General features: G+C 38.5%; 17 protein-coding genes. 10 read left to right on the top strand and 7 right to left on the bottom strand.

Annotated elements, in window-relative coordinates; genetic code table 11:
* Window positions 1-8: 8 nt before the first annotated feature.
* The 4 genes from hisB to EL17_RS17605 all read left to right on the top strand — a co-directional run bounded on the left by hisB (window position 9) and on the right by EL17_RS17605 (window position 4,183).
* Window positions 9-1,103, top strand: a complete 1,095-nt coding sequence (gene hisB, locus EL17_RS17620) for a bifunctional histidinol-phosphatase/imidazoleglycerol-phosphate dehydratase HisB (RefSeq protein ID WP_035077060.1) — start codon at window positions 9-11, stop codon at window positions 1,101-1,103.
* A 209-nt stretch (window positions 1,104-1,312) separates the two neighbouring features.
* A complete protein-coding gene (locus EL17_RS17615; protein WP_035077058.1) occupies window positions 1,313-1,942 on the top strand; it encodes an ABC transporter ATP-binding protein in 630 nt (209 codons plus the stop codon).
* Window positions 1,939-3,012, top strand: a complete 1,074-nt coding sequence (locus EL17_RS17610) for a hypothetical protein (protein WP_035077056.1) — start codon at window positions 1,939-1,941, stop codon at window positions 3,010-3,012. The genes EL17_RS17615 and EL17_RS17610 overlap by 4 nt, the downstream gene beginning before the upstream one ends.
* A 382-nt stretch (window positions 3,013-3,394) precedes the next feature.
* Window positions 3,395-4,183 carry a tetratricopeptide repeat protein gene (locus EL17_RS17605; RefSeq protein ID WP_035077054.1) on the top strand — a complete coding sequence of 263 codons (789 nt, stop codon included), beginning with the start codon at window positions 3,395-3,397 and terminating at the stop codon, window positions 4,181-4,183.
* On the opposite strand, the gene EL17_RS17600 is transcribed toward EL17_RS17605, so the two are convergent.
* Window positions 4,180-5,058: an ATP-grasp domain-containing protein gene (locus tag EL17_RS17600; RefSeq protein ID WP_035077052.1), complete on the bottom strand. Its 879-nt coding sequence runs from the start codon at window positions 5,056-5,058 to the stop codon at window positions 4,180-4,182. The genes EL17_RS17605 and EL17_RS17600 overlap by 4 nt on opposite strands.
* A 95-nt stretch (window positions 5,059-5,153) precedes the next feature.
* Between EL17_RS17600 and EL17_RS17595 the strand changes: the two genes are divergently transcribed.
* Window positions 5,154-5,894: a polyprenol monophosphomannose synthase gene (locus EL17_RS17595; protein WP_035077050.1), complete on the top strand. Its 741-nt coding sequence runs from the start codon at window positions 5,154-5,156 to the stop codon at window positions 5,892-5,894.
* On the opposite strand, the gene EL17_RS17590 is transcribed toward EL17_RS17595, so the two are convergent.
* Window positions 5,881-7,098 (bottom strand): ABC transporter permease, encoded by a 1,218-nt coding sequence (locus tag EL17_RS17590; RefSeq protein WP_035077048.1) that lies wholly within the window; start codon window positions 7,096-7,098, stop codon window positions 5,881-5,883. The two genes, EL17_RS17595 and EL17_RS17590, sit on opposite strands and share 14 nt — an antisense overlap.
* A 41-nt stretch (window positions 7,099-7,139) precedes the next feature.
* Between EL17_RS17590 and EL17_RS17585 the strand changes: the two genes are divergently transcribed.
* From EL17_RS17585 to EL17_RS17565, 5 genes are all read left to right on the top strand, one after another.
* Window positions 7,140-8,333, top strand: a complete 1,194-nt coding sequence (locus tag EL17_RS17585; RefSeq protein ID WP_035077046.1) for an exo-beta-N-acetylmuramidase NamZ family protein — start codon at window positions 7,140-7,142, stop codon at window positions 8,331-8,333.
* A gap of 84 nt (window positions 8,334-8,417) precedes the next feature.
* Window positions 8,418-9,338: a methionyl-tRNA formyltransferase gene (fmt, locus tag EL17_RS17580; protein WP_035077045.1), complete on the top strand. Its 921-nt coding sequence runs from the start codon at window positions 8,418-8,420 to the stop codon at window positions 9,336-9,338.
* 650 nt (window positions 9,339-9,988) lie between these two features.
* Window positions 9,989-10,483 carry a dihydrofolate reductase gene (locus EL17_RS17575; RefSeq protein ID WP_035077043.1) on the top strand — a complete coding sequence of 165 codons (495 nt, stop codon included), beginning with the start codon at window positions 9,989-9,991 and terminating at the stop codon, window positions 10,481-10,483.
* Between the two features lie 31 nt (window positions 10,484-10,514).
* Window positions 10,515-11,771, top strand: a complete 1,257-nt coding sequence (locus tag EL17_RS17570) for a competence/damage-inducible protein A (protein ID WP_035077041.1) — start codon at window positions 10,515-10,517, stop codon at window positions 11,769-11,771.
* Between the two features lie 83 nt (window positions 11,772-11,854).
* Window positions 11,855-13,162: a dihydrolipoamide acetyltransferase family protein gene (locus EL17_RS17565; protein WP_035077039.1), complete on the top strand. Its 1,308-nt coding sequence runs from the start codon at window positions 11,855-11,857 to the stop codon at window positions 13,160-13,162.
* Between the two features lie 38 nt (window positions 13,163-13,200).
* On the opposite strand, the gene EL17_RS17560 is transcribed toward EL17_RS17565, so the two are convergent.
* The 5 genes from EL17_RS17560 to EL17_RS17540 all read right to left on the bottom strand — a co-directional run bounded on the left by EL17_RS17560 (window position 13,201) and on the right by EL17_RS17540 (window position 21,225).
* Window positions 13,201-16,053: a PAS domain-containing hybrid sensor histidine kinase/response regulator gene (locus EL17_RS17560; protein WP_164675140.1), complete on the bottom strand. Its 2,853-nt coding sequence runs from the start codon at window positions 16,051-16,053 to the stop codon at window positions 13,201-13,203.
* A gap of 22 nt (window positions 16,054-16,075) precedes the next feature.
* A complete protein-coding gene (locus tag EL17_RS17555; protein WP_035077037.1) occupies window positions 16,076-17,080 on the bottom strand; it encodes a cache domain-containing protein in 1,005 nt (334 codons plus the stop codon).
* Window positions 17,081-17,107: 27 nt separating this feature from the next.
* The gene (locus EL17_RS17550; protein ID WP_035077035.1) at window positions 17,108-17,347 is read right to left on the bottom strand and encodes a hypothetical protein; all 240 of its coding nucleotides are present in this window, start codon (window positions 17,345-17,347) and stop codon (window positions 17,108-17,110) included.
* Window positions 17,344-17,757 carry an OsmC family protein gene (locus EL17_RS17545; RefSeq protein WP_035077032.1) on the bottom strand — a complete coding sequence of 138 codons (414 nt, stop codon included), beginning with the start codon at window positions 17,755-17,757 and terminating at the stop codon, window positions 17,344-17,346. Before EL17_RS17545 ends, EL17_RS17550 begins: the two co-directional genes overlap by 4 nt.
* A gap of 87 nt (window positions 17,758-17,844) precedes the next feature.
* Entirely contained in the window at window positions 17,845-21,225 is a 3,381-nt protein-coding gene (locus EL17_RS17540; RefSeq protein WP_035077023.1) for a methylmalonyl-CoA mutase family protein, read from the bottom strand.
* Window positions 21,226-21,697 lie beyond the last annotated feature (472 nt).

Raw genomic sequence — 21,697 nt, 5'->3', positions numbered from 1 at the left:
AATCTAAAATGAAAAAAGTATTGTTTATAGATAGGGACGGCACTATCATTACCGAACCGCCCATTACCTTCCAGGTAGATAGTCTGGAGCTTTTGGACTTTTATCCAAAAGCCATATCTAACCTTCGAAAAATAGCGGAAGAAACAGACTATGAACTGGTGATGGTGACCAATCAGGATGGGTTGGGCACAGTTTCCTTTCCCGAGGATACTTTTTGGCCTGCCCACAATAAGATGCTTCAGATACTGGATTCCGAAGGAATCATTTTTTCTGAGATACTTATAGACAGGTCTTTTGAACATGAAAACCTACCTACACGCAAGCCTGGTATTGGGATGATGGGCCGGTATTTGGAAGGAGATTATGATCTGGAGAATTCTTACGTCATCGGAGACAGGGTGACCGACATTCAGCTTGCCAAAAATTTAGGCACTAAAGCTATTTTTATAGGAGATCAAAATGAAGGAGCTCACCTGAGTACCAGATCATGGGACGAAATCTACAGTTATCTGAGATTTCCAGCCCGCTCGGCGACCATAGAAAGGAACACACTGGAAACTAAGATAAAGATAAGTGTAAACCTAGACGGAACTGGTAAATGCCATATCAATACTGGCATCCCGTTTTTTGACCATATGCTGGAACAGTTGGGCAAGCATGGCGGAACAGACCTGGATATACATGTCAATGGAGATCTACATATCGATGAGCACCATACCATAGAAGATACCGCGCTTGCTTTGGGCGAAGCCTATCATAAGGCAGTCGGGGACAAAAAAGGTATTTATAGATATGGTTTTCTCCTACCGATGGATGATGTGCTGGCCCAGGTGGCCATTGATTTTGGCGGAAGGCCATGGATCATGTGGGAGGCGGATTTTAAAAGGGAAAAAATCGGCGATATGCCTACCGAGATGTTTTATCACTTCTTCAAATCATTTAGCGATACAGCTAAATGTAACCTGAATATCAAAGCAGAGGGCAATAATGAGCACCATAAGATTGAAGCCATCTTTAAAGGACTGGCACGGGCCATTAAAATGGCGGTCGCCAGAGATTATGCAGCGATCAATCAGTTACCCAGTACGAAAGGAGTTTTATAAAATAAATGATCCATCATTCACATCTCATAGCCCTGTTTTAGGACTATGAGATGTGAACTTCTTAAACATTCGTTCGGATAAACAAAAAATTTATGGTCAATTATTCATATGTGGATCATAAGTTTCATCTACTATAAAGAAACCTGTTAAAATATATGAAAAATAAAATTTCAGGTAGCTAAACTGAAAGTATCTATTATTTTTACGAAATGCTTGAAATCCACCATTTCCTAAAAAAATATCCGACCGGATTTCATTTAGAAATCGAATTTCTGAAATTGGAAAAAGGAATACATTTGATCCAGGGAGAAAATGGTGCGGGAAAATCAACGCTGTTTAAGGCGATCGCAGGAATTCAAACATATAGCGGAAACATAATCTTAGATCATATAGATCTTAAAAAACATCCTCTACCCTATCGGCAACAGGTAAATTTTTCCGAAGCTGAACCTCTTTTTCCAGGTTTCCTGAGTCTTGACGATTTGATTATATTTGTTTCTAAAGCTAAAAAAGCTACTGAAAATCAAATTAAAGTGCTAAAAGAAACCTTTCAGGTCTCCTCTTTCTCGGCTAATCCTATATCAACATATTCTTCAGGAATGCTTAAAAAGACCTCTCTTTTACTGGCATTTTTGGGCGAACCGAAACTGATTATTTTGGATGAACCATTTACTACAATAGACACTGGATCTCAAGATTTTCTCATAAGGCTAATCGAACAGAAATCTGCAGATGGGGTCAGCTTTTTACTTTCCACTCATCAAAAAGCATTTGTCGATTTATTGTCCTTTAAATCAGTGCATCGGCTTTTACATGGGACGATGATATCACACCAATGAGAAACCTATTGATTAGGGCATTTGTAGCACCTTACTATAAAGCATTTTTAGGATTTTTTATCCTGATCTTTATTGCTTTTGGGCTGCTGATGGAAGTGCGCCAACACATCATCATTGGAACAAGAATCTTGGAGCATCCGCTAGCCTTTTTGACATTGCTTTTTATGTTTTTAATATATGGCTGGGTACAATTCAGGTTCCATATACATCTTATCAAGCATGGCGCATATCAAGTTTTTCATCAGATGGCACTATTTAAATCATCCGATTTTTCCAGTTATCAGCTGGTGATATGGGTATATAATCACCTGCTATTAATAATATATGTTATATTTTTATCATTCCTATCTGTGAAGATTGGATATTGGTTTCAGCCTGTCCTGCTATGGGTTACTTTATCCGGAATGGCTTCCGCCCACAGGATTTTTCTATATTATGCTTTAGCTAGGCCGCTTCCGGATCATGGAAGTAACCTATTGAAGAAATTCACGCGGAAAAGCTACTCCATCAGTAGCGTGTATTGGCTAATCATGCATTTAAAAGAAAACAGGCTATGGCTCCTGTTAGCTTGTAAACTTATGGTGCTCATTTTACTGAAAATGTTTTATTATTCTTATTCCACCGGTGCCTACGATGCACGGTGGATACATTTCAGTGTACTTTGTGCGGCCTTTATCAATTTGCCCATATGGCTGGAAAAAAAGGAGTTTGAAAGGTCTCCATTAAAAATATTTCTAAACCTTCCCCGCCCCATCTTTATCAAAGCTGGGGTCCACTTGGTAAGTACACTCCTGATCATTGCTCCTGAAATAATGTATGTAATCTTTCAATATCCTTACCTCTCTAATATACAGCAGTTATTGTCCATACTCCTCCTTAGTCTTTCATTAAATCTTGGGATTATAGCCCTCATTAACTTCACAAAAGAAGCATCACATTTATCCAGAAATGTAACCATAAAATTTTTTACCCTGTTTTTATTAATCATCTTCGGATTTCCTGTAATTTTTGTTTCGCTGATGGCTATAGTTATATTCATTTTTTCCATACGGTCTCCCTATGTCTATTAAGTAGTATAAATATTAATTTTAGTAGATGACAATTTTATAAAGTTAAAACTGCAAATCTTTCACCCAATTGGTAATGGTGTATTTAGGCCCATCATTTATATCATAAGCCTGCATGATTGTTACTGGGTCTTTTCTGAAAAAATGACCGAATCATGGAAAGACAGTGATTTCCTTTTGGGAACTGATTAACTGATCTACTTCTCCTATGGCATAAACATAGTGATATCCAGATTTTCAAATAGAAGTTCAAAGTTTCTCCTTTATTCAAAAGAAATTAACGTTAATGAACTCATTACACCTGACCATAATTTTTTTAATAAAATCAGGTTTAAACTTTTAATTTAAAAACTTATTCATTAGTTTTATAGACAACCTATAGACTATGAGACATTTATTCATTTGCTTAGCGGTAATGCTATCCTTGTCCTGCTCGACTTCTTTTGAAAATGGAGAAGTATATTATAAAAACGGTGATTTTGAAAAAGCCATCTCTACCTTCAATAAGGTCCTGTTTATAAATGTAACCGATGTAAAATCGCTCCACCTCCGCGCCAGATCGTATGAGGAAATGGAGGAGTACGACAAAGCTTTACAAGATTATAAAACAATCATCAAATACAAACCTACCTATGCCCAGGCCCATGCCGGTATAGGAATGGTAGCTTTTAAATTAAAAGATTATCAAACAGCTGAAAAGCATTTACTCCTAGCGTCACTGCATGATTATAAAGACTTTGATATCCTTTTTTACTTGGGTAGGGCCATGGTCATGAATGAAAATTATCAGTCAGCCGATGAATTTTTCCAACTTGCCAGAGAGCTGAAGCCGGATGAACCAATGACTTATTATTACCAGGGCATAGCCAGGGCAAAATTAGGCGATCCTCTGGGTACAGCGGGATCTTTTAATATGTATGTCACTTTAAGTCCCGATAAAATAGAAGGCTTGTACAACCGTGGATTTGCTTTTATGATTATTGGATATACTGATTGGGCTATTGAGGATTTTGATTCTGTATTGAAAAAAAATCCCACACACTATGAAGCCATGGCAAGAAGGGCCGCATGTCTCTTAAAAACCGACCCAGGAAAATCCTGCCATGACCTCAGGCTTGCAGCACAACATGGCAGCAAGTATGGTAAAGAAAAATTAGCACAGTTCTGCAACTAAGCCAGTTTTTCCAATATAGCAGTCATATAATTATGTTTAGCCTTCGGATGGGTAAACAAAAATAGATAAGGTTCTATAAGTTCCAGCTCCATAAGGTAAAATACTCCTTCAATCAATACACCATCCACACGGGCATATAAACAGCCAGCGGCAAAATCATTTATAATTCGTTGGGCATCTGCCAATATTCCGGGCTCAGGCTTAATAGAAGTGATCCTGCCCCCAAAAAAATGCTGAACACGGAAATCCCCTGCCCTAGGTTGTTTCAATACGGCATGGGAAAATTTCCCTCCAAAAAATATAAAGCTGTATTCCCCTTCTTCCACTACCTCTTTGATAAATGGCTGAAGAAGAAAATCCTCCTCTTGGACAAGTTCTTTTATTTGGTCTTCATATCTCTCCCAATTTGATTTTATTATGTGTAGCGTGTTCTTAGCCCCACCGCTTACGGAAGGTTTGAAGATAAGGGAATCTGTATCAAATTTTTCAAATGCATCATTTAAGGATACATTTTGGGATTTTGAAAGGTATTGAGTAGGAATCACCCGATGGCCTTTGGACTCAATATCAAACAGGTATTTTTTATCAGCATTCCAAATAACAGTACTTATGTCATTATATACGGGTATCCCGGTAAGGATGATATCGCTGCACCAAGTGGTAAATTCCTTATACCTATCAAAATAGTCCCAGGGTGATTTTATTATTATATGGGTGTACTGTAGCCAATTTACACTTTTATCAGACCAGATTTCAAATTTGAAAGATAATTGGTATTGGGTTAAAAGTGCAGCAAGTATCTGATCTTCACTTTCTGCATTATTATTATAATCACCCATGGACTCACAGGTGACAATGGCAAGTTTCTGAAGCATTCGAGAGAGTTTTATATTATAAATTTGGGGATTTTTTTAAATTAAAAGACATAAAATAATCATTAAGTTCTATTTTTGATCTTTTAATAAAGACTGTGAAGGACAAATTAGTAATAGTACCTACATATAATGAGATAGAAAACATCCAGGATTTGGTTTCCGAGGTCATGGCATTAACAGGTGAATTTCACCTTCTGATCATAGATGACGGAAGTCCTGATGGCACCGCTATGGAGGTAGAAAAGCTTCAACTGCTCTATCCTGATCGGCTTTTTTTGATTAACCGGGAAAAAAAACTTGGATTGGGTACTGCCTACATAGCCGGGTTTAAATTTGCTTTGGATGCTGGCTATAATTATATTTTTGAAATGGATGCCGATTTTTCACATGATCCAAAGGATTTGATAAAATTATATAATGCCTGCCTAAAAGAGGGATATGATATGGCTATAGGTTCCCGGTACATTAAAGGTGTCAATGTGGTAAATTGGCCCATGGGAAGAGTCCTGATGTCATTTTTTGCAAGTAAATACGTACAGTTTATCACAGGGCTTCCTGTCAAAGATACCACTGCCGGATTTAAATGCTATAACAGAAGGGTATTGGAAACTTTAGAATTGGATAAAATCAAATTTATAGGCTATGCATTTCAAATAGAAATGAAATTTACCGCTTGGAAACTGGGCTTTAAAATCATCGAAATTCCCATTATCTTCACTGACCGCACTAAAGGAAGCTCCAAGATGTCCAAAAACATATTCAAAGAGGCAGTTTTTGGGGTCATATACATGAAAGCCATCAGCCTCTTTAGAAAATACCCCACTAATCAAACTTAATGGCTTTGATGGGCTTTACATTACTGATCACCATGGCCGGTAAGAATAGCACCGTGATGGTGACAACCAAGATCAATAAGTTAATGCTGATGATAGCAATCCAATCCCAATGAATGGGAACTATGTCCATGTAATAGTTTTCCGGATCCAATGCAATGAGCCTGAAACGTTCTTGAATAAAACCGAAACCCAGTCCGAGAATATTACCAAACAACATTCCCCTTCCTATAATCCGTATCCCATTCCAGACAAAAATACGACGGATCAAGGCATTCTTAGCGCCCAACCCTTTTAATATGCCTATCATCTGGGTTCTTTCCATAATAAGGATGAACAGGATAGCCACCATATTAAATGCCGCTACAAACAGTATTAGGACCAAAAACACATAGACATTATTATTGAGCAACAGCAGCCAATCAAATATCTGTATATAACGGTCAGTTACCTTGATGACATTGAGGTCATAATCTACCAGATCATAAAGCTCCTCTTCATATTCATCTATTTTATCGGGATTCGTCAAAAAAACCTCAAAACCACCGACTTTATCACTTCCCCATCCATTTAAATTTCGGATAGTCTGAATATCTCCAACTATAATCCTCTCATCAAAGTCTTCCAAAAAAGTCTCATAGATGCCCACAATGTCAAACCTCCTAAACCTGGGCGGCTCTTGGACAAAATACATGGTTACCCTATCGCCTATGTCGAGCAGCAGTTTATTGGCTATGGTGCTGCTGAGAAGGATTTCATTAGAAGCTCCTTCTTCAGAAAAGGATATAAACCTACCCGATTTCATAGAAGCGGCGAATGCTAGTGTATCAAAACTTGGCCCTACTCCTTTTAATATCACCCCTTCCACTTCCTCGTCTCCTTTTAACAGGCCAGGCTTGTTAGCATATTCCTGGACATGGCTGATAAAGTCATAATCTTGGAAATTGGTATAAAACTGACTGTTTTTGGAAGCTGGGGATTCTTCTAACATGTTTCCAGCCGAAAATCGCTGCACCTGAAAATGACCTGTAAAGGAAAAAACTTTATCGGCAATTACGTTCTGAAAACCTCCAAGGATCAGAAAAGAAATAATCAGTATGGCCAAACCTATGGAAATACTCGCCACTGCTACTTTATGGATCGTCCCGGTAAAACCACCGGTTCTTTGAAAGCTAATTCTTTTGGCTATGAAATAGGAAAGGTTCAAGGAAGTATCTTATTTTTGTTTAAATTCTATCGCAAATTAACATGAAGCATTTGAAATTAATATTTATCCTTACTTTTTTCCTGCACTCCCTGGCGTTTTGCAAAGCTCCGGATGCTAATGCATTAAAGTCTACATCTGAACCTATAGCCAAAACCGGTGCAGATAGATCTGAAGCTTACCTGCATTTGGTAGAAGGAAAAAACATAGGGTTGGTGGTTAACCAAACTTCCATATTATCACAAAAAAACAATCTGCACCTCGTGGATTTCCTCCTTCAATCCCAGCAGAAGGTAAAGAAAGTATATGTGCCGGAGCATGGGTTTAGAGGGGATGCGGATGCTGGTGAAGTGGTCAATAATGAAATTGATAAAAAAACAGGCCTTCCCGTAATTTCTCTTTATGGTAATAATAAAAAACCCTCTAAAGAAGCACTTTCAGGTATAGATATCATGATATACGACCTGCAGGATGTAGGTGTAAGATTTTATACCTACATCAGTACACTCCACTATGTAATGGAAGCCTGTGCCGAAAATAATATTCCGCTTATAATCCTGGATCGACCAAACCCAAATGGTGATTATATAGATGGCCCCGTCTTGGAAAAAGGTTTTACCAGCTTTGTTGGCATGCACCCTATACCGGTAGTACACGGCCTCACAGTGGGTGAATTAGCTGGAATGATCAATGGGGAAGGCTGGCTGAAAAATCAGGTAAAAGCAGACATAACTGTAATCAAAACAGAAAACTGGAACCCTAAAATGGCTTATTCCCTACCCATCAAACCTTCTCCTAACCTGCCAAATGACGTATCCATAAGACTTTACCCTTCTTTATGTTTTTTTGAAGGTACAGACGTAAGTGTAGGCAGGGGTACCCTCTTCCCTTTTCAGGTTTATGGCTATCCGGATCAAGGGTTTGGTAATTTTAGCTTTACCCCAAAAAGCATTGAAGGAATGTCTAAAAACCCTCCCCACCAGAACAAAACCTGTTATGGCAGAGACCTCAGGGAAATTTCTTTGGACCACAGATTCAGCTTATCGTATCTGCTGGATGCCTTTCAGAAATCAGGTAAATCTGATAAATTTTTCAATAACTTCTTTGATAAACTGGCCGGTACGGATAAACTGAGAAAGGATATTTTGGCAGGAAAATCAGAAGAGGAAATAAGACAATCATGGCAAAATGATCTTACCGTTTATAAGACTATGCGTGAGCAATATTTAATTTATTAGATTTCAATTCAATTTAATTTACCTTCAAAATCAAATTTATCTTTTAGATTTTGTAGGCTTACTTTTATTAGACCAAAGACATTAATGGATAAAAACCTGAGAATTATATTTATGGGTACTCCAGAATTTGCTGTACCCTCACTTGAAGTTCTTGTAGAAAACGGATGGAATGTAGTCGCAGTGATTACCGCTCCGGATAAACCTAAAGGCAGGGGGAAAAAGATGATCCCCTCACCTGTAAAGGAAGCTGCTGCGAAGCAGGGGATACCGGTTCTTCAACCTGCCAATCTAAAAGACCCAGCGTTTATCGACGAACTGGCAGGATATAAAGCCGATATCCAGGTGGTGGTAGCCTTTAGAATGCTTCCTGAGGCAGTGTGGAATATGCCTTCTAAAGGGACATTTAACCTTCACGCATCGCTGCTGCCCAACTATCGCGGTGCAGCACCTATCAACTGGGCCATCATTAACGGTGAGAAAGAAACAGGTATTACTACATTTTTTCTGAAACATCAAATAGATACCGGAAGTATTATTTTTCAGGAAAAAGAACCTATTCATCCTGATGATAATGTGGGTTCTCTCTATGAAAGATTGATGGCAAAAGGCGCAAAACTTGTAGTAAAGACTATCCAGGCCATAGATGAAGATCAGGTTCAGCCTATAGAGCAGGATGAAGGTAAGGCTATACATGAAGCTCCAAAGCTATTTAAAGAAACCTGTAAAATAGACTGGAGCAAACCTGCGGAAAGTATACATAATTTCATAAGAGGCCTTAGCCCTTACCCTGCTGCCTGGTGCATCATCGGTGACAGATTGCTGAAAATTTACAAAACCGAACCCGTTAAAGAAAATAAACACCTCCAAATAGGAGAATATGAAACTGACGGTAAATCTTATCTGCATTTTCAAACCGGAAATGGGGCCTTATCCATTTTAGAACTTCAGCTGGAAGGAAAAAAAAGAATGCAAATCGAAGATTTTTTGAGAGGAAATAAAATATAGTGAAGGAATCATTATATTTTTTTTGACAATAGTCAAAAGATGCATGTATAGATGTTTTAAATGATTTTAGAAAAAATTACAGATCGTATAGGTATCACGTGGATATAAGTGGTTAAGGTACCGAAATCCAAGGAGAAAGGTGGAACAATAAAGGGTTTTCCGGTTATTTACAGCAGATTTAAGTGCAATGAAAATGGCTGAGGTAGCGTGGCATTTACATAGGAGCTATTCCCAATAATTACAATATTGCCATTTTGATATTTCCAGAAATATAATGACATCACTGCCTCTCAATAGCTTACCGGAATACTGAAAATATCCTCCTAATGATCCAAAAACACAGGCAGTGGGAGATCAATAGTGGAAGCAAAACCAACACCTGGTTTTAAAAGTACCATCTTCTGTGGTAGAAGCTGATCATAATAATTTTCAATACCATCCATAAGGCTATGGTAAAATCAAAAACAATTGAGCCCAAATGGTAAATGTTCGACATCAGGTTTTTAAATCTCTGATAAAATTTGAACAGCTGCCGCATAATATACGGGGATAAGCAAATTAAACCACTAAATTTTCATTGTCCCTTTTACTTTGGGGATCTTTTTGTAGTAAAACCAAATCTTGGTATCTTGTAACGAAATAAAAAGATTTTGAAAATATCCTTAATAGTAGCAAAAGCTCAAAACAACGTAATCGGTAAAGACAACTCACTGGTATGGAAACTATCAGCTGATCTTCGCCACTTTAAAAGCACCACTACCGGCCACCACCTGATTATGGGCCGTAAAACTTTTGAATCCACTGAAAAGCCGCTACCGAATCGCACATCTGTGGTGATCACCAGAAACAAAAAGTATACTGTACCGGATGGACATCATGTGGTGACAGATTTAAAGGAGGCCATAGCAATCTGTAAAAAAAAGCAGCTGGAAAAGATATTTATATCAGGAGGAGGAGAAATCTATAAAATGGCTCTACCGCTGGTAGATGAGATGATCATCACTGAAGTCAATGCCCAGCCAGATGGCGACACCTATTTTCCGGAGATAAACTGGAGTGAATGGGATATTGTTTCCAGTGTCCACCATGATGCAGATGAAAAAAACGAATTTAGCTTTGACATCAATACCTATATAAGAAAATAAACCTATCCATACCAGAACGGTACTTTTACTTATGAAAGAAATCAAAGCAGAGATATTGGCTATAGGAGATGAACTCCTTTATGGTCAGATTATAGACACAAATAGTCTCTGGATCAGCCAAGTGCTAACACTGATCGGTGTAAGCGTCATACACAGGACTACCATAGGGGATGATGAAGCATCTATTCTTTCAGCTTTTAGGGCAGCAGAGCACCGGGCTGATATCATACTTATCACCGGAGGATTGGGACCTACCAGTGATGATCTTACCAAGCCATTACTTGCCAAATACTTCAACTGTGAATTGTCCCTAGTGCCTGAAGCTTTAGAAGCTGTTTCTGCTTTTTTTTCTAAAAGGGGAAGAGAACTTACTGAACTCAACAAGCTACAGGCACACCTACCCACCAAATGCCAATATGTACCCAACCTGATGGGCACAGCCCCCGGGATGTGGTTTGAAGAAAACGGTGCATTATGGATGTCTATGCCCGGCGTCCCCCATGAGATGAAGCACCTGATGGAATCCTTCGTACTACCTCAAATCAAAGAACGCTTTAAATTACCCGTAATTTATCATAAAATAATTCAGACAACAGGTATAGGTGAAAGCTGGCTCTCAGACTTGATACATGACTGGGAAAAAAGCCTACCTGCCCATATTAAATTGGCATACTTACCATCACTGGGACAGGTCAGGTTAAGACTTACTGCTTTCGGAAAAAATCTGGATACACTACAGGAGGAAGTAAATCATCTGATAACTAAATTATTGCCTTCAATAGAAAAATACGTATTTGGATATGATGACGAAACTTTAGAAGAGGCGGTAGGTAATTTATTATTAAACAGAAAATCCACACTGGCAATAGCAGAAAGCTGCACAGGAGGATATGTTTCTCACATGATTACCCGCATACCTGGGTCTAGTGCTTATTACCAAGGAAGTATCATTCCCTATCACAACGGGTTTAAGACTACTCTCTTGGAAGTGAACCAGCATACACTAGACCTATCTGGAGCAGTAAGTGAAGAAACTGTGATAGAAATGGCACAGAATGTAAGAATGAAATTCGGGGCAGATTTCGGGCTGGCCAGTAGCGGGATCGCCGGCCCTGATGGAGGTACCGCTGCCAAGCCAGTAGGAACTGTCTGGCTAGCCTGTGCATATAATGATAAAGTGGTCACTAAAAAACTACAACTGGCCAGTGACAGAATGCTGAACATACAGATTTCTGCACTTTCTGCATTAAATTTATTAAGAAACTGCATTTTGGAAATCAACGAATGAAAATTTTATTAAAATGATTTTGTAAACACCTAATTAAAATTTAATTTTAAATTTCGGAGATAAACCCAATTAAATAATAAATTATGGCAACTTTTGAAATGGTAATGCCCAAAATGGGGGAAAGCATCATAGAGGGAACTATCCTCACTTGGCTTAAAAGTGAAGGTGATGCTATAGAGCAGGATGAATCGGTACTGGAAGTTGCTACTGACAAAGTAGATACGGAAGTACCTGCCACCCATGCAGGGGTGCTCAAACAGATATTGGTAAAGGAAGGTGAAGTCGTAGCAGTAGGCACTCCTATAGCCATTATCGAAACAGAAGGATCAGTAGAAACTGAATCAGAACAGGCTGCCGCTACCGAAGAAAAGGAGGCGCTCATAGCATCTGCACCTTCGGGGACTGATTCACTACTATCCAATGTTGGAATACCATCATCGGAAGGAGACGACCGTTTTTATTCACCGCTCGTACTATCCATAGCTAAGCAGGAAGACATTGATAAATCAGAACTTGCACAGATTTCCGGCACAGGTAAAGATGGAAGGGTGACCAAAAATGATATGTTAGCCTATCTTAAAAATCGTGGATCACAGCCACAGAAAATTGATATGGATAAGCCTGCCACTTCAACTGCAGCTACTTCCTCCGCTCCGCAAAAAGTAAATGTAAGTGTAAATGCAGGGGATGAAATAATAGAAATGGACAGAATGAGAAAGATGATTTCTCAAAGAATGGTAGATTCTAAACGTATTTCTCCTCATGTTACCTCTTTCGTAGAAGCGGATGTCACCAATATAGTACTTTGGAGAAACAAAGTAAAGGAAAGCTATAAGCAAAAACATGGTGAAGCGCTTACTTTTACCCCTTTCTTCGTAGAAGCTGTATCCAAGGCAATACAGGATTTTCCGATGATAAATATCTCCGTTGATGGTGACAAAATCATTAAGAAAAAAAACATCAATATCGGAATTGCGGTAGCTTTACCTTCCGGTAACCTCATTGTTCCTGTCATACGAAATGCAGACCAGCTTAACCTTGCTGGTTTATCCAAAAAAGTAAATGACCTGGCCCAAAGAGCCAGAACCAACAAACTTTCACCAGATGAACTGAACGGTGGTACCTATACAGTATCTAACGTAGGGTCTTTTGGCAATGTAATGGGAACTCCTATCATTATGCAGCCTCAGGTGGCCATTTTAGCCGTAGGAGCTATCACTAAGAAGCCAGCTGTGGTAGAGACACCCACAGGTGATGTCATAGCTATAAGACATAAGATGTTTCTATCACATTCCTATGACCATCGTGTCGTAGATGGATCACTTGGTGGCATGTTTGTCAAGCGGGTAGCAGAATATTTGGAAGGATATACTCTGGACTCCACTATCTGATTAAGATAAAAGCCGAAGAATATTCTTCGGCTTTTATCTTAATCAGGATAATTTTTTAGATAACTTGATTTGATCTTGTTTGATATCTGATTCAGGTTTATGGGTTTGGTAAGGTAATCATCCATACCTGCTTCATATGCTTTATCGATCTCTTCCTGAAAGATATTGGCAGATAAGCCAATAATAACCGGCCTATGGCCATCAGGTAATTTCCTTATAGCTTTAGTAGCTTCGAGCCCGTTCATCTTAGGCATTTGATTATCCATAAAAATTAGGTCGTAGGATTTTGACCTGCACTTATCTACGGCCTCCATACCGTTTTTGGCAAGGTCAGGACGGTACCCCATCTGTCCAAAGATTATATTCATAAACTGAATATTGATCTCATTATCTTCAGCCATAAGTATTGATAAAGGGTATCTGTTAGATAGATTTTTCAATTCTTCTTCTGGCAATGCTAGGCTTGATGTGCTGGGTGAGGGCACCTCATCTACGATAGGTTCAGCTGCAGAAGTAACAAATAATGTAAAAGAAAAACAAGAACCTTGCCCTGGAGCACTTTCTATGTTCAAAGTACCCCCCATTAATTCTATGAGCTTATGGGCAATAGCAAGCCCCAGTCCAGTACCGGCATATTCCCTCGTATTGCTGCCATCCACCTGGGTAAATGGCTCAGTAAGGTTGGGTATTTTTTCTAAAGGTATACCTATTCCATTATCCTTTACTGTAAAGTAAAGCATAAAGTTTTTATTCAAAATGGCTTCAGCCTTTATATTAACTGAGATATCACCTTCCTCCGGTGTGAACTTAACGGCATTCCCCACTAGGTTGAACAATATCTGAAACAACTTATCCCTATCCAGTAATAGCCACCTAGGCGTATCATTATCAATATCTAATGACAAATGAATTTTTTTCTCATTTACTAATCCAGAAAAAATATTTATTATTTTATAAATCTGGTCCCTGAAATTAACGATTTTAAGGTCCAATTCCAGTTTACCTGCTTCTATCTTACTGTAATCCAATATATCCTTTATAATGGTCAGCAATGATTCTCCAGAATCCTGAATGACCTGTATATAATTCTTTTGCTGTTGATTTAGTGCTGTCTTAGACAATAAGCCTATCATTCCCAACAGACCATTCATCGGTGTACGGATTTCATGACTCATATTGGCTAAAAATTCACTTTTGGCCCTACTTGCAGATTCAGCTGCATCTTTTGATTCCCGTAAACCATTTTCCAACAGTTTTTGGCTAGTGGTATCCCTGGCCAAGGACATGACTTTATTATGGTCCAGTTTTATAAACCTTACTTCAAAAGTCTTTTTGCCACTCCGAAGCATTAGCTCCAGTTCTTCTGTCTGCATCCTATTGGTATGCACAGCCCTTTCAAATGCCTTCATCATCACCACGTTCATGGGTGAGGGTATTACTTCCATGATAGTCTTACCAATCGAATTCTGGGGAGGTTCCAGAAGTAATATTTCCTCTTTAACATGATAATCAATATATACACCTGTAAGGTCATATATAAAAATGATATCCGGCAAACTGTCCAAGACCAGTCTGAGTGTATTTTCACTGTTTATCAAAGATTTTTCTGCTGAATATTTATCCTGGATATCTGTACATATGCCCACTCTGCCTGAAAATTCACCCTCTTCTGTATAATATAGCTTCTCAAAATTTTTTGTCCTGATAACTTCCCCTGATTTTTTTATCAGATCCAGTTCAAATGTCTCATTGTCTTTTTTGGGTAAATCAGTTTGAGAGGATTTTTCATTATCCACTTCTTGCCTCTCCCCTTTTATAATTGTTTCTACATTTTCGATAAACTCTTCTTGAGAGTAGCCCAGGACTGATGATATGTTATCACTTACTCTAATATATCTTCCATCCTGGTCTAAATAGTAAACAAAACTATTTGATTCCTGTAACAGCATAGTCTGCTGCCTGAAAAGCCTATCCAGTTCTTGAGAAGCATCCGATAGCATTTGATTATTGGTAGCATTTTGCTTAGAAAATTTAAATAATAGGATCAGAACTATACATAATAATAGGAATAGAAATCCAAACAGGTAAAAATAGGCACTGTATATCCCTGAGATTATCTGGCTCTTTTCCAAGGTAAAAATAAAAGCCATTTGATTGTTCAATTGTCTTACTTTAAATGGGTACTGAGCTATAATCACTTGGGATTTTTCTCCATCCTGAAAGAATGAACCTTCATAATTACCTTTTAGCCCAGCTGCAATGTCCTGATTTATCTGTTCTAAGATAGCGGCTGAAAAAACAACCTCCCCATCTCCACCATCAGATAAGTATAATAGCTCATTCTGGTTAAATAGCAGTTTATTCCCATAGGGACCTATATAATAATCCCGTACATGGACAGAGAGGTATTCTTGAAGATTCAGATGAATGGATACCCGCACTTGTTTATTGGGACCATATACGGCAAAATTAGTTTGGGGATTAAAGTCCATATGATCATTCACTACAATCCTTTCAAAATCATCCTGATTTACCAGATTATAAACTATCATACCATTCTCTCCCGGGTGCTGAATGATGAGTCTTTTTATAATGGGGGCATAGGTGTTTAAAAGCCTCTTAGTCCTGATATCATTGGCCGGGCTGTGAATCATTGCATCGGAAGAGGCCTCCATGACCCCTGTAAAATATATCAGGTCCTCTTCCAAAGAATTCAGCCTTCTTTGGGCTTCATTTGCTGCCAGTTCAGTTTGCTTGGCCAGCTCGTGGGTTCGGGTGGTGATGAGGTTATCTGAAAGTGCAGTATAAAATAAAAAACCCAAAAACACTAACATGAGCACAAAGACCAAAGATAGCCCTGTCAACATCCAATAAGTGTTGGACTTTTGCACTATACCTCCACTTTTTCCCACCTTATATTTTATCTAATGCTATCAAATACCAATTCATCAACGTCATTTTTTTACAATGCACGGTATGGTTTTCGCCATTCACATTGAGTATATATTTATTATCCTGCTCTAAAAGAAACTTGGACACCATTCGCCTTACTTCCCTGTTTTTAGATCTAAAAAGATTGAATTCCTGAGTTTGAAAATTATCAGCCTGAATGGTTTTATTATAGGTATATTTATTAATAGGGGGCATATCCAATGTTTCCATTGCCCTGGCTTTGCTTGCTACGATCATACCATCAGAATTTACTATTAAAAGGTCTTTATCCGACTTATCAAGAAAGGTGGATATCAGATCTTCTACTGTTATATCTATTCCCACTACACCCTCTAATACATCTTCATGATAAACTGGATATATCAGTGATAGGACCCAGCCTCTACCTGCTGGATCAAGGTAAATTTCTTCCACCCATTTAGGTCCTCTGTCTGGATTCCTTACACCATCTGCCAGATAGTAGAAATTAAAGGCAGTGACATCCAAGTCAGGTTTCAAAATGTTCAGCACATCATAATTGGGATATAATCTGGAAAATTGGGCCTTTGAATTGAAATAAGCCTGAGTGATGATAGGATTGTTATTTATTAAATTAGAAAAAGCAGAATCCAATGGTCCTGTTGCATATACCTGATTAATGGCAGCTTTCATATCTGCCGTTCTGGTAGAGATATAAATGGAGGATTCGTGATGTAGGGGGTTAGGATTATAAAATACACCCTCTTCACTTATCTGGAATTTATGATGGTCTACTATATTGATAAAATTATCCTGGTGTCGTAAAAGATCAGCCGATAAATCGGATAATTCTTTAATTTCTGTTTCCAACGGCAATAGGTTCATTTCAAATTCCCTTATCAGAGTATCTAATTCGGCAAATTCTGAATAACCATCGTTTATATTTTCATTAGTACAACTATACAAACATACCAACAAAAAAACTACACCAAAATATTTATAAATCATCTTTAAATAACAATATAAAATGCAAATTTAAAGATTTTCTATCTTATTTCTAAGTAATATTTGCATATCATCAAAATTATTTTTCACCTTATCAAAAAACTCCCCCTCGAAAAATGAATCCAGATATCGCTCTTCTAAAATTTCAGTTTCGTTAACCTTATAAGTCTGCTCCACCATACCCTGCTCAAATTTGAGTAGAAATTTATTGTTCCATGAAAATACGGTAATACGCACTCCATCTACTGAAAGTTCCTTTACTATCCTCATACCTTGTTTACTACTGAAGAAAACGTAACATTGGATTTCAGTGAAGCTGATACAGAACAATATTTCTCTACGGATAATCGGGTGACTTTTTCAAATTCCTCTGTAGTCGCATCGGGAGAAATCAATGTAAAGGTAAGATGGATATCGGTATAAAATGCAGGTATTCCTTCTTGCCGTTGGCCTTCTACTTCCACTAAAAATCCCTGTATAGTCCTGCGCTTTTTTTTCATCATCTGTACAGCATCTACAGCTGCACAGCTTCCTAACGCAGAAAGTAGAAGCTCCATAGGAGACTGGCTCTGCTTCTCAGCGTCATCGTACATATCTATAGTCACTTTGTTCCCTACTGTATTTACGGATTCGTATTCATAGTCAGCATTCATGCTTACTGTTACTTTTTTCTTAGCCATGATTGTTATATATGGATGAATAATCTGAATATTTTGCGCTTGATTTCAAGTGCGAAGTTTCTATATTTTGTTGGTTTATCTATTCGATTACATATTTCTTCTATATTGCCCCCCTACTTCATATAAAGCATGGGTTATTTGTCCTAATGAACAATGTTTAGCAGCCTCCATCAGTTTCTCAAAAATATTTTCATTTTTAATAGCTGTAGCCTGCAAAATGTTTATCCATTCACCGGATAAAGTGGCAGATTTTTTATGAAGATGCTGCAAGGTTTGTATCTGTGCTTCTTTTTCTTCTGGTGTAGCCCTGATCACCTCTCCCGGTGTCACTGTGGGGGATCCTTCTGATGATAAGAATGTATTGACCCCAATGATCGGAAACTCCCCGGTATGCTTAAGCATTTCGTAATGCAAACTCTCTTCCTGGATTTTTCCTCGCTGGTACATGGTTTCCATTGCACCCAGAACTCCTCCACGTTCGGTAATCCGGTCAAATTCAGCATATACAGCTTCTTCTACCAAGTCTGTCAGTTCCTCTATTATAAATGCTCCCTGTATAGGGTTTTCGTTTTTTGTCAGTCCAAGCTCTTTATTTATAATAAGCTGTATGGCCATAGCCCTTCTTACTGAAGCTTCGGTAGGTGTGGTGATGGCTTCATCATAAGCGTTTGTATGAAGGGAATTACAGTTGTCATATATAGCATAAAGTGCCTGAAGAGTAGTCCTGATATCATTAAAATCTATCTCTTGAGCGTGTAATGATCTTCCTGAAGTTTGGATATGATACTTCAGCATCTGAGACCGTTCATCGGCTCCATATTTAAGTTTCATTGCTTTAGCCCATACCCTTCTAGCTACCCGGCCTATCACGGCGTATTCTGGATCTATACCGTTTGAGAAAAAGAAAGATAAATTTGGCGCAAATTTATTGATATCCATACCCCTTGAAACATAGTATTCCACATAGGTAAACCCATTGGACAAGGTCAAAGCCAACTGCGTAATCGGATTGGCTCCTGCTTCTGCTATATGGTATCCGGATATAGATACCGAATAGAAATTTCTGATGTTATGCTCAATGAAATATTGCTGCACATCTCCCATAAGCCTTAAAGAGAATTCTGTAGAGAATATACAGGTATTCTGCGCCTGGTCTTCTTTAAGTATATCCGCCTGGACAGTACCCCTTACTTTGGCTATGGTATCCTTCTTAATTTTTTCATATACATCAGCAGGCAGTACCTGATCTCCTGTTACACCTAAAAGCATCAGGCCCAACCCATCATTACCCTCTGGGATCTGCCCCAGATAAGAAGGCTTTACCACCCCTTTATCCTTATAAATCTGATCTATTTTCGACGAAATTTCTTCTTCAAGTCCGCTTGCTTTGATATAGAGCTCACACTGCTGATCAATGGCTGCATTCATAAAAAAAGCGGTCATCGTAGCGGCAGGACCATTGATGGTCATGGAGACAGAAGTCATAGGGTCTGAGAGATTGAAGCCGGAGTACAGTTTTTTGGCATCATCCAGACAGCATATGTTTACTCCTGAGTTACCTATCTTACCAAATATATCAGGACGGTAGTCAGGATCTTCTCCATATAAAGTTACCGAATCAAAAGCAGTAGAAAGCCGTTTAGCCAGCATCCCTTTAGATACATAATGGAACCTTTTATTGGTTCTTTCAGGCCCTCCTTCTCCTGCAAACATTCGGGTGGGATCTTCACCCTCTCTTTTAAATGGGAAAACACCGGCTGTATAAGGGAATTCACCAGGCACATTCTCCTTTAAGCCCCATTTGAGCAGGTCTCCCCACGCTTCATACCTAGGCAAGGATACTTTGGGTATCTTGGTACTGGATAAAGATAGGCTATGTGTTTTGACTTTAATTTCCTTATCCCTTACTTTAAATATATAGTATTCCTGAGCATACCTGTCTTTTCTGGAAGGCCACTCTTCTATCCATTTTTTGTTTTTTGGATCTAGGTCCAATTCCACTAATTGGTAGACTTCCGTCAATTCTTTAATAAGCCTGTCTGCGTCTGAGATACCAGCTGTGCGGATAGCTTCTAAAGATTTATTTATACTATAGAGCTTTTGGGCCACTTCCCTTTGGGCTTCCACCCAATTATCATATTGGCGATTGTTTTCAGAAATTTCTGACAGGTATCTCGTCCTGGCAGGTGGTATGATGAATATCTTTTCTGACATTTCCCCGGTGATCTTAAAACTGGAAGGAAGATCCACCGAGGTCTTTTCTTGTATCTTGGAGATGATTGCCTTATAAAGATTGTTCATTCCCGGATCATTAAACTGGGAAGCGATCGTCCCAAAAACAGGAATATCTTCATCGGAAATATCCCATAAGTTATGGTTACGCTTATATTGTTTTTTGACGTCCCTTAATGCATCCTGTGCGCCCCTCTTATCAAATTTATTTAATGCTATGATATCGGCGAAATCAAGCATATCGATTTTTTCTAGCTGGGTGGCAGCACCGTATTCTGGCGTCATGACGTATAAAGAAGCATCGGAGTGCTCTATGATCTCCGTATCAGATTGGCCGATACCGGATGTTTCCAAGATAATCAGATCAAAATCAGCCGCCTTTACTATATCAACAGCATCTTGTACATACTTAGAAAGCGCTAGATTGGATTGTCTGGTCGCCAATGACCGCATATATACCCTAGGATGATTTATGGCGTTCATTCTTATCCTATCCCCCAACAGTGCACCTCCGGTTTTTCTTTTGGAAGGATCCACTGAGATAATAGCTAAATTTTTGTCCTCAAAATCCAATAAAAACCTTCTTACCAGTTCATCTACCAAGGAAGATTTACCGGCACCGCCGGTACCGGTGATACCCAAGACAGGCACTTTACTATCTATTGCCTCTTGTCTCACCCTGGATAATAATTGCTGGGATTTTTCAGGGTAGTTTTCTGCTGCTGAAATCAGCTTGGCTATGGACTGTTTATTTACTTTGTCTATAATATAATCCTCATCTAAATCAGCCCCTAACGGAAAATCTGCCTGCTGAACCAAATCATTAATCATTCCCTGCAGGCCCAAAGACCGTCCATCATCAGGTGAATAGATCCTGGTGATGCCATAAGCGTGAAGTTCCCGGATTTCATCAGGCAAAATGGTCCCACCTCCTCCACCAAAAATTTTGATATGGCCAGCCCCTTTCTCTTGGAGCAAATCATACATGTATTTAAAAAATTCGTCATGCCCGCCCTGATAAGAAGTAATAGCTATGGCCTGGACATCCTCCTGTACAGCACAGTCCACTATTTCCTGCACTGATCTATTGTGACCTAAATGAATGACTTCACATCCCGTAGCCTGTATGATTCTTCTCATGATATTGATAGCCGCATCATGTCCATCAAAAAGTGAGGCTGCTGTTACCAGCCGGATATGGTTTTTGGGTTTATATAGTTCTTGTTTAATTGACATATACTTGGGTTTAAGCCATTCTTATATAAAATTGTACAGGACCTATATAGGTTATCCTGCCACAGGGGCGAATATACTAAATTAAATATAGAGATAATACGACATCAGTATTACAATTTCGAAATATAGTTTTGTATAAAGATTTTAATACTCAAAAACACCACATGATATTATAGCAGATGATCATTTAAAAGAATAATCCATCACAGAAGGTGAATCAATCAACTCCAGTAATAATCATAATATAAGGTGACATATATCATCAATTGTGCAGATTAATGACCGTTTCTTTGCATCATTAAATAAAACAATGGTTCTAAAATATTGATTTAAACAATAGAAAGAAAATGTCTTTTATTTATAATATACCCAGCAATCAAATCTAGTAAATGAAGGAGGTTTTGGAGCAGTTTGGTAAATTACATTCTGATGAAGCCCTGCATACAGAAAACTACTGGACGGTAAATTAACC

The organism is Anditalea andensis (assembly GCF_000714815.1).
GTDB classification, from domain to species: Bacteria; Bacteroidota; Bacteroidia; order Cytophagales; family Cyclobacteriaceae; genus Anditalea; species Anditalea andensis.
The sequence above is the reverse complement of the archived record's forward strand: the minus strand, read 5'-3'. Positions and strand labels throughout refer to the sequence as shown.

What these genes read in the sequence shown, in the direction of transcription:
- hisB (WP_035077060.1), top strand. Translation starts at nt 9, where the DNA reads ATGAAAAAAGTATTGTTTATAGATAGGGACGGCACTATCATTACCGAA.
- EL17_RS17615 (WP_035077058.1), top strand. Translation starts at nt 1,313, where the DNA reads ATGCTTGAAATCCACCATTTCCTAAAAAAATATCCGACCGGATTTCAT.
- EL17_RS17610 (WP_035077056.1), top strand. Translation starts at nt 1,939, where the DNA reads ATGAGAAACCTATTGATTAGGGCATTTGTAGCACCTTACTATAAAGCA.
- EL17_RS17605 (WP_035077054.1), top strand. Translation starts at nt 3,395, where the DNA reads ATGAGACATTTATTCATTTGCTTAGCGGTAATGCTATCCTTGTCCTGC.
- EL17_RS17600 (WP_035077052.1), bottom strand. Translation starts at nt 5,058, where the DNA reads ATGCTTCAGAAACTTGCCATTGTCACCTGTGAGTCCATGGGTGATTAT.
- EL17_RS17585 (WP_035077046.1), top strand. Translation starts at nt 7,140, where the DNA reads ATGAAGCATTTGAAATTAATATTTATCCTTACTTTTTTCCTGCACTCC.
- fmt (WP_035077045.1), top strand. Translation starts at nt 8,418, where the DNA reads ATGGATAAAAACCTGAGAATTATATTTATGGGTACTCCAGAATTTGCT.
- EL17_RS17570 (WP_035077041.1), top strand. Translation starts at nt 10,515, where the DNA reads ATGAAAGAAATCAAAGCAGAGATATTGGCTATAGGAGATGAACTCCTT.
- EL17_RS17565 (WP_035077039.1), top strand. Translation starts at nt 11,855, where the DNA reads ATGGCAACTTTTGAAATGGTAATGCCCAAAATGGGGGAAAGCATCATA.
- EL17_RS17555 (WP_035077037.1), bottom strand. Translation starts at nt 17,080, where the DNA reads ATGATTTATAAATATTTTGGTGTAGTTTTTTTGTTGGTATGTTTGTAT.
- EL17_RS17550 (WP_035077035.1), bottom strand. Translation starts at nt 17,347, where the DNA reads ATGAGGATAGTAAAGGAACTTTCAGTAGATGGAGTGCGTATTACCGTA.
- EL17_RS17545 (WP_035077032.1), bottom strand. Translation starts at nt 17,757, where the DNA reads ATGGCTAAGAAAAAAGTAACAGTAAGCATGAATGCTGACTATGAATAC.
- EL17_RS17540 (WP_035077023.1), bottom strand. Translation starts at nt 21,225, where the DNA reads ATGTCAATTAAACAAGAACTATATAAACCCAAAAACCATATCCGGCTG.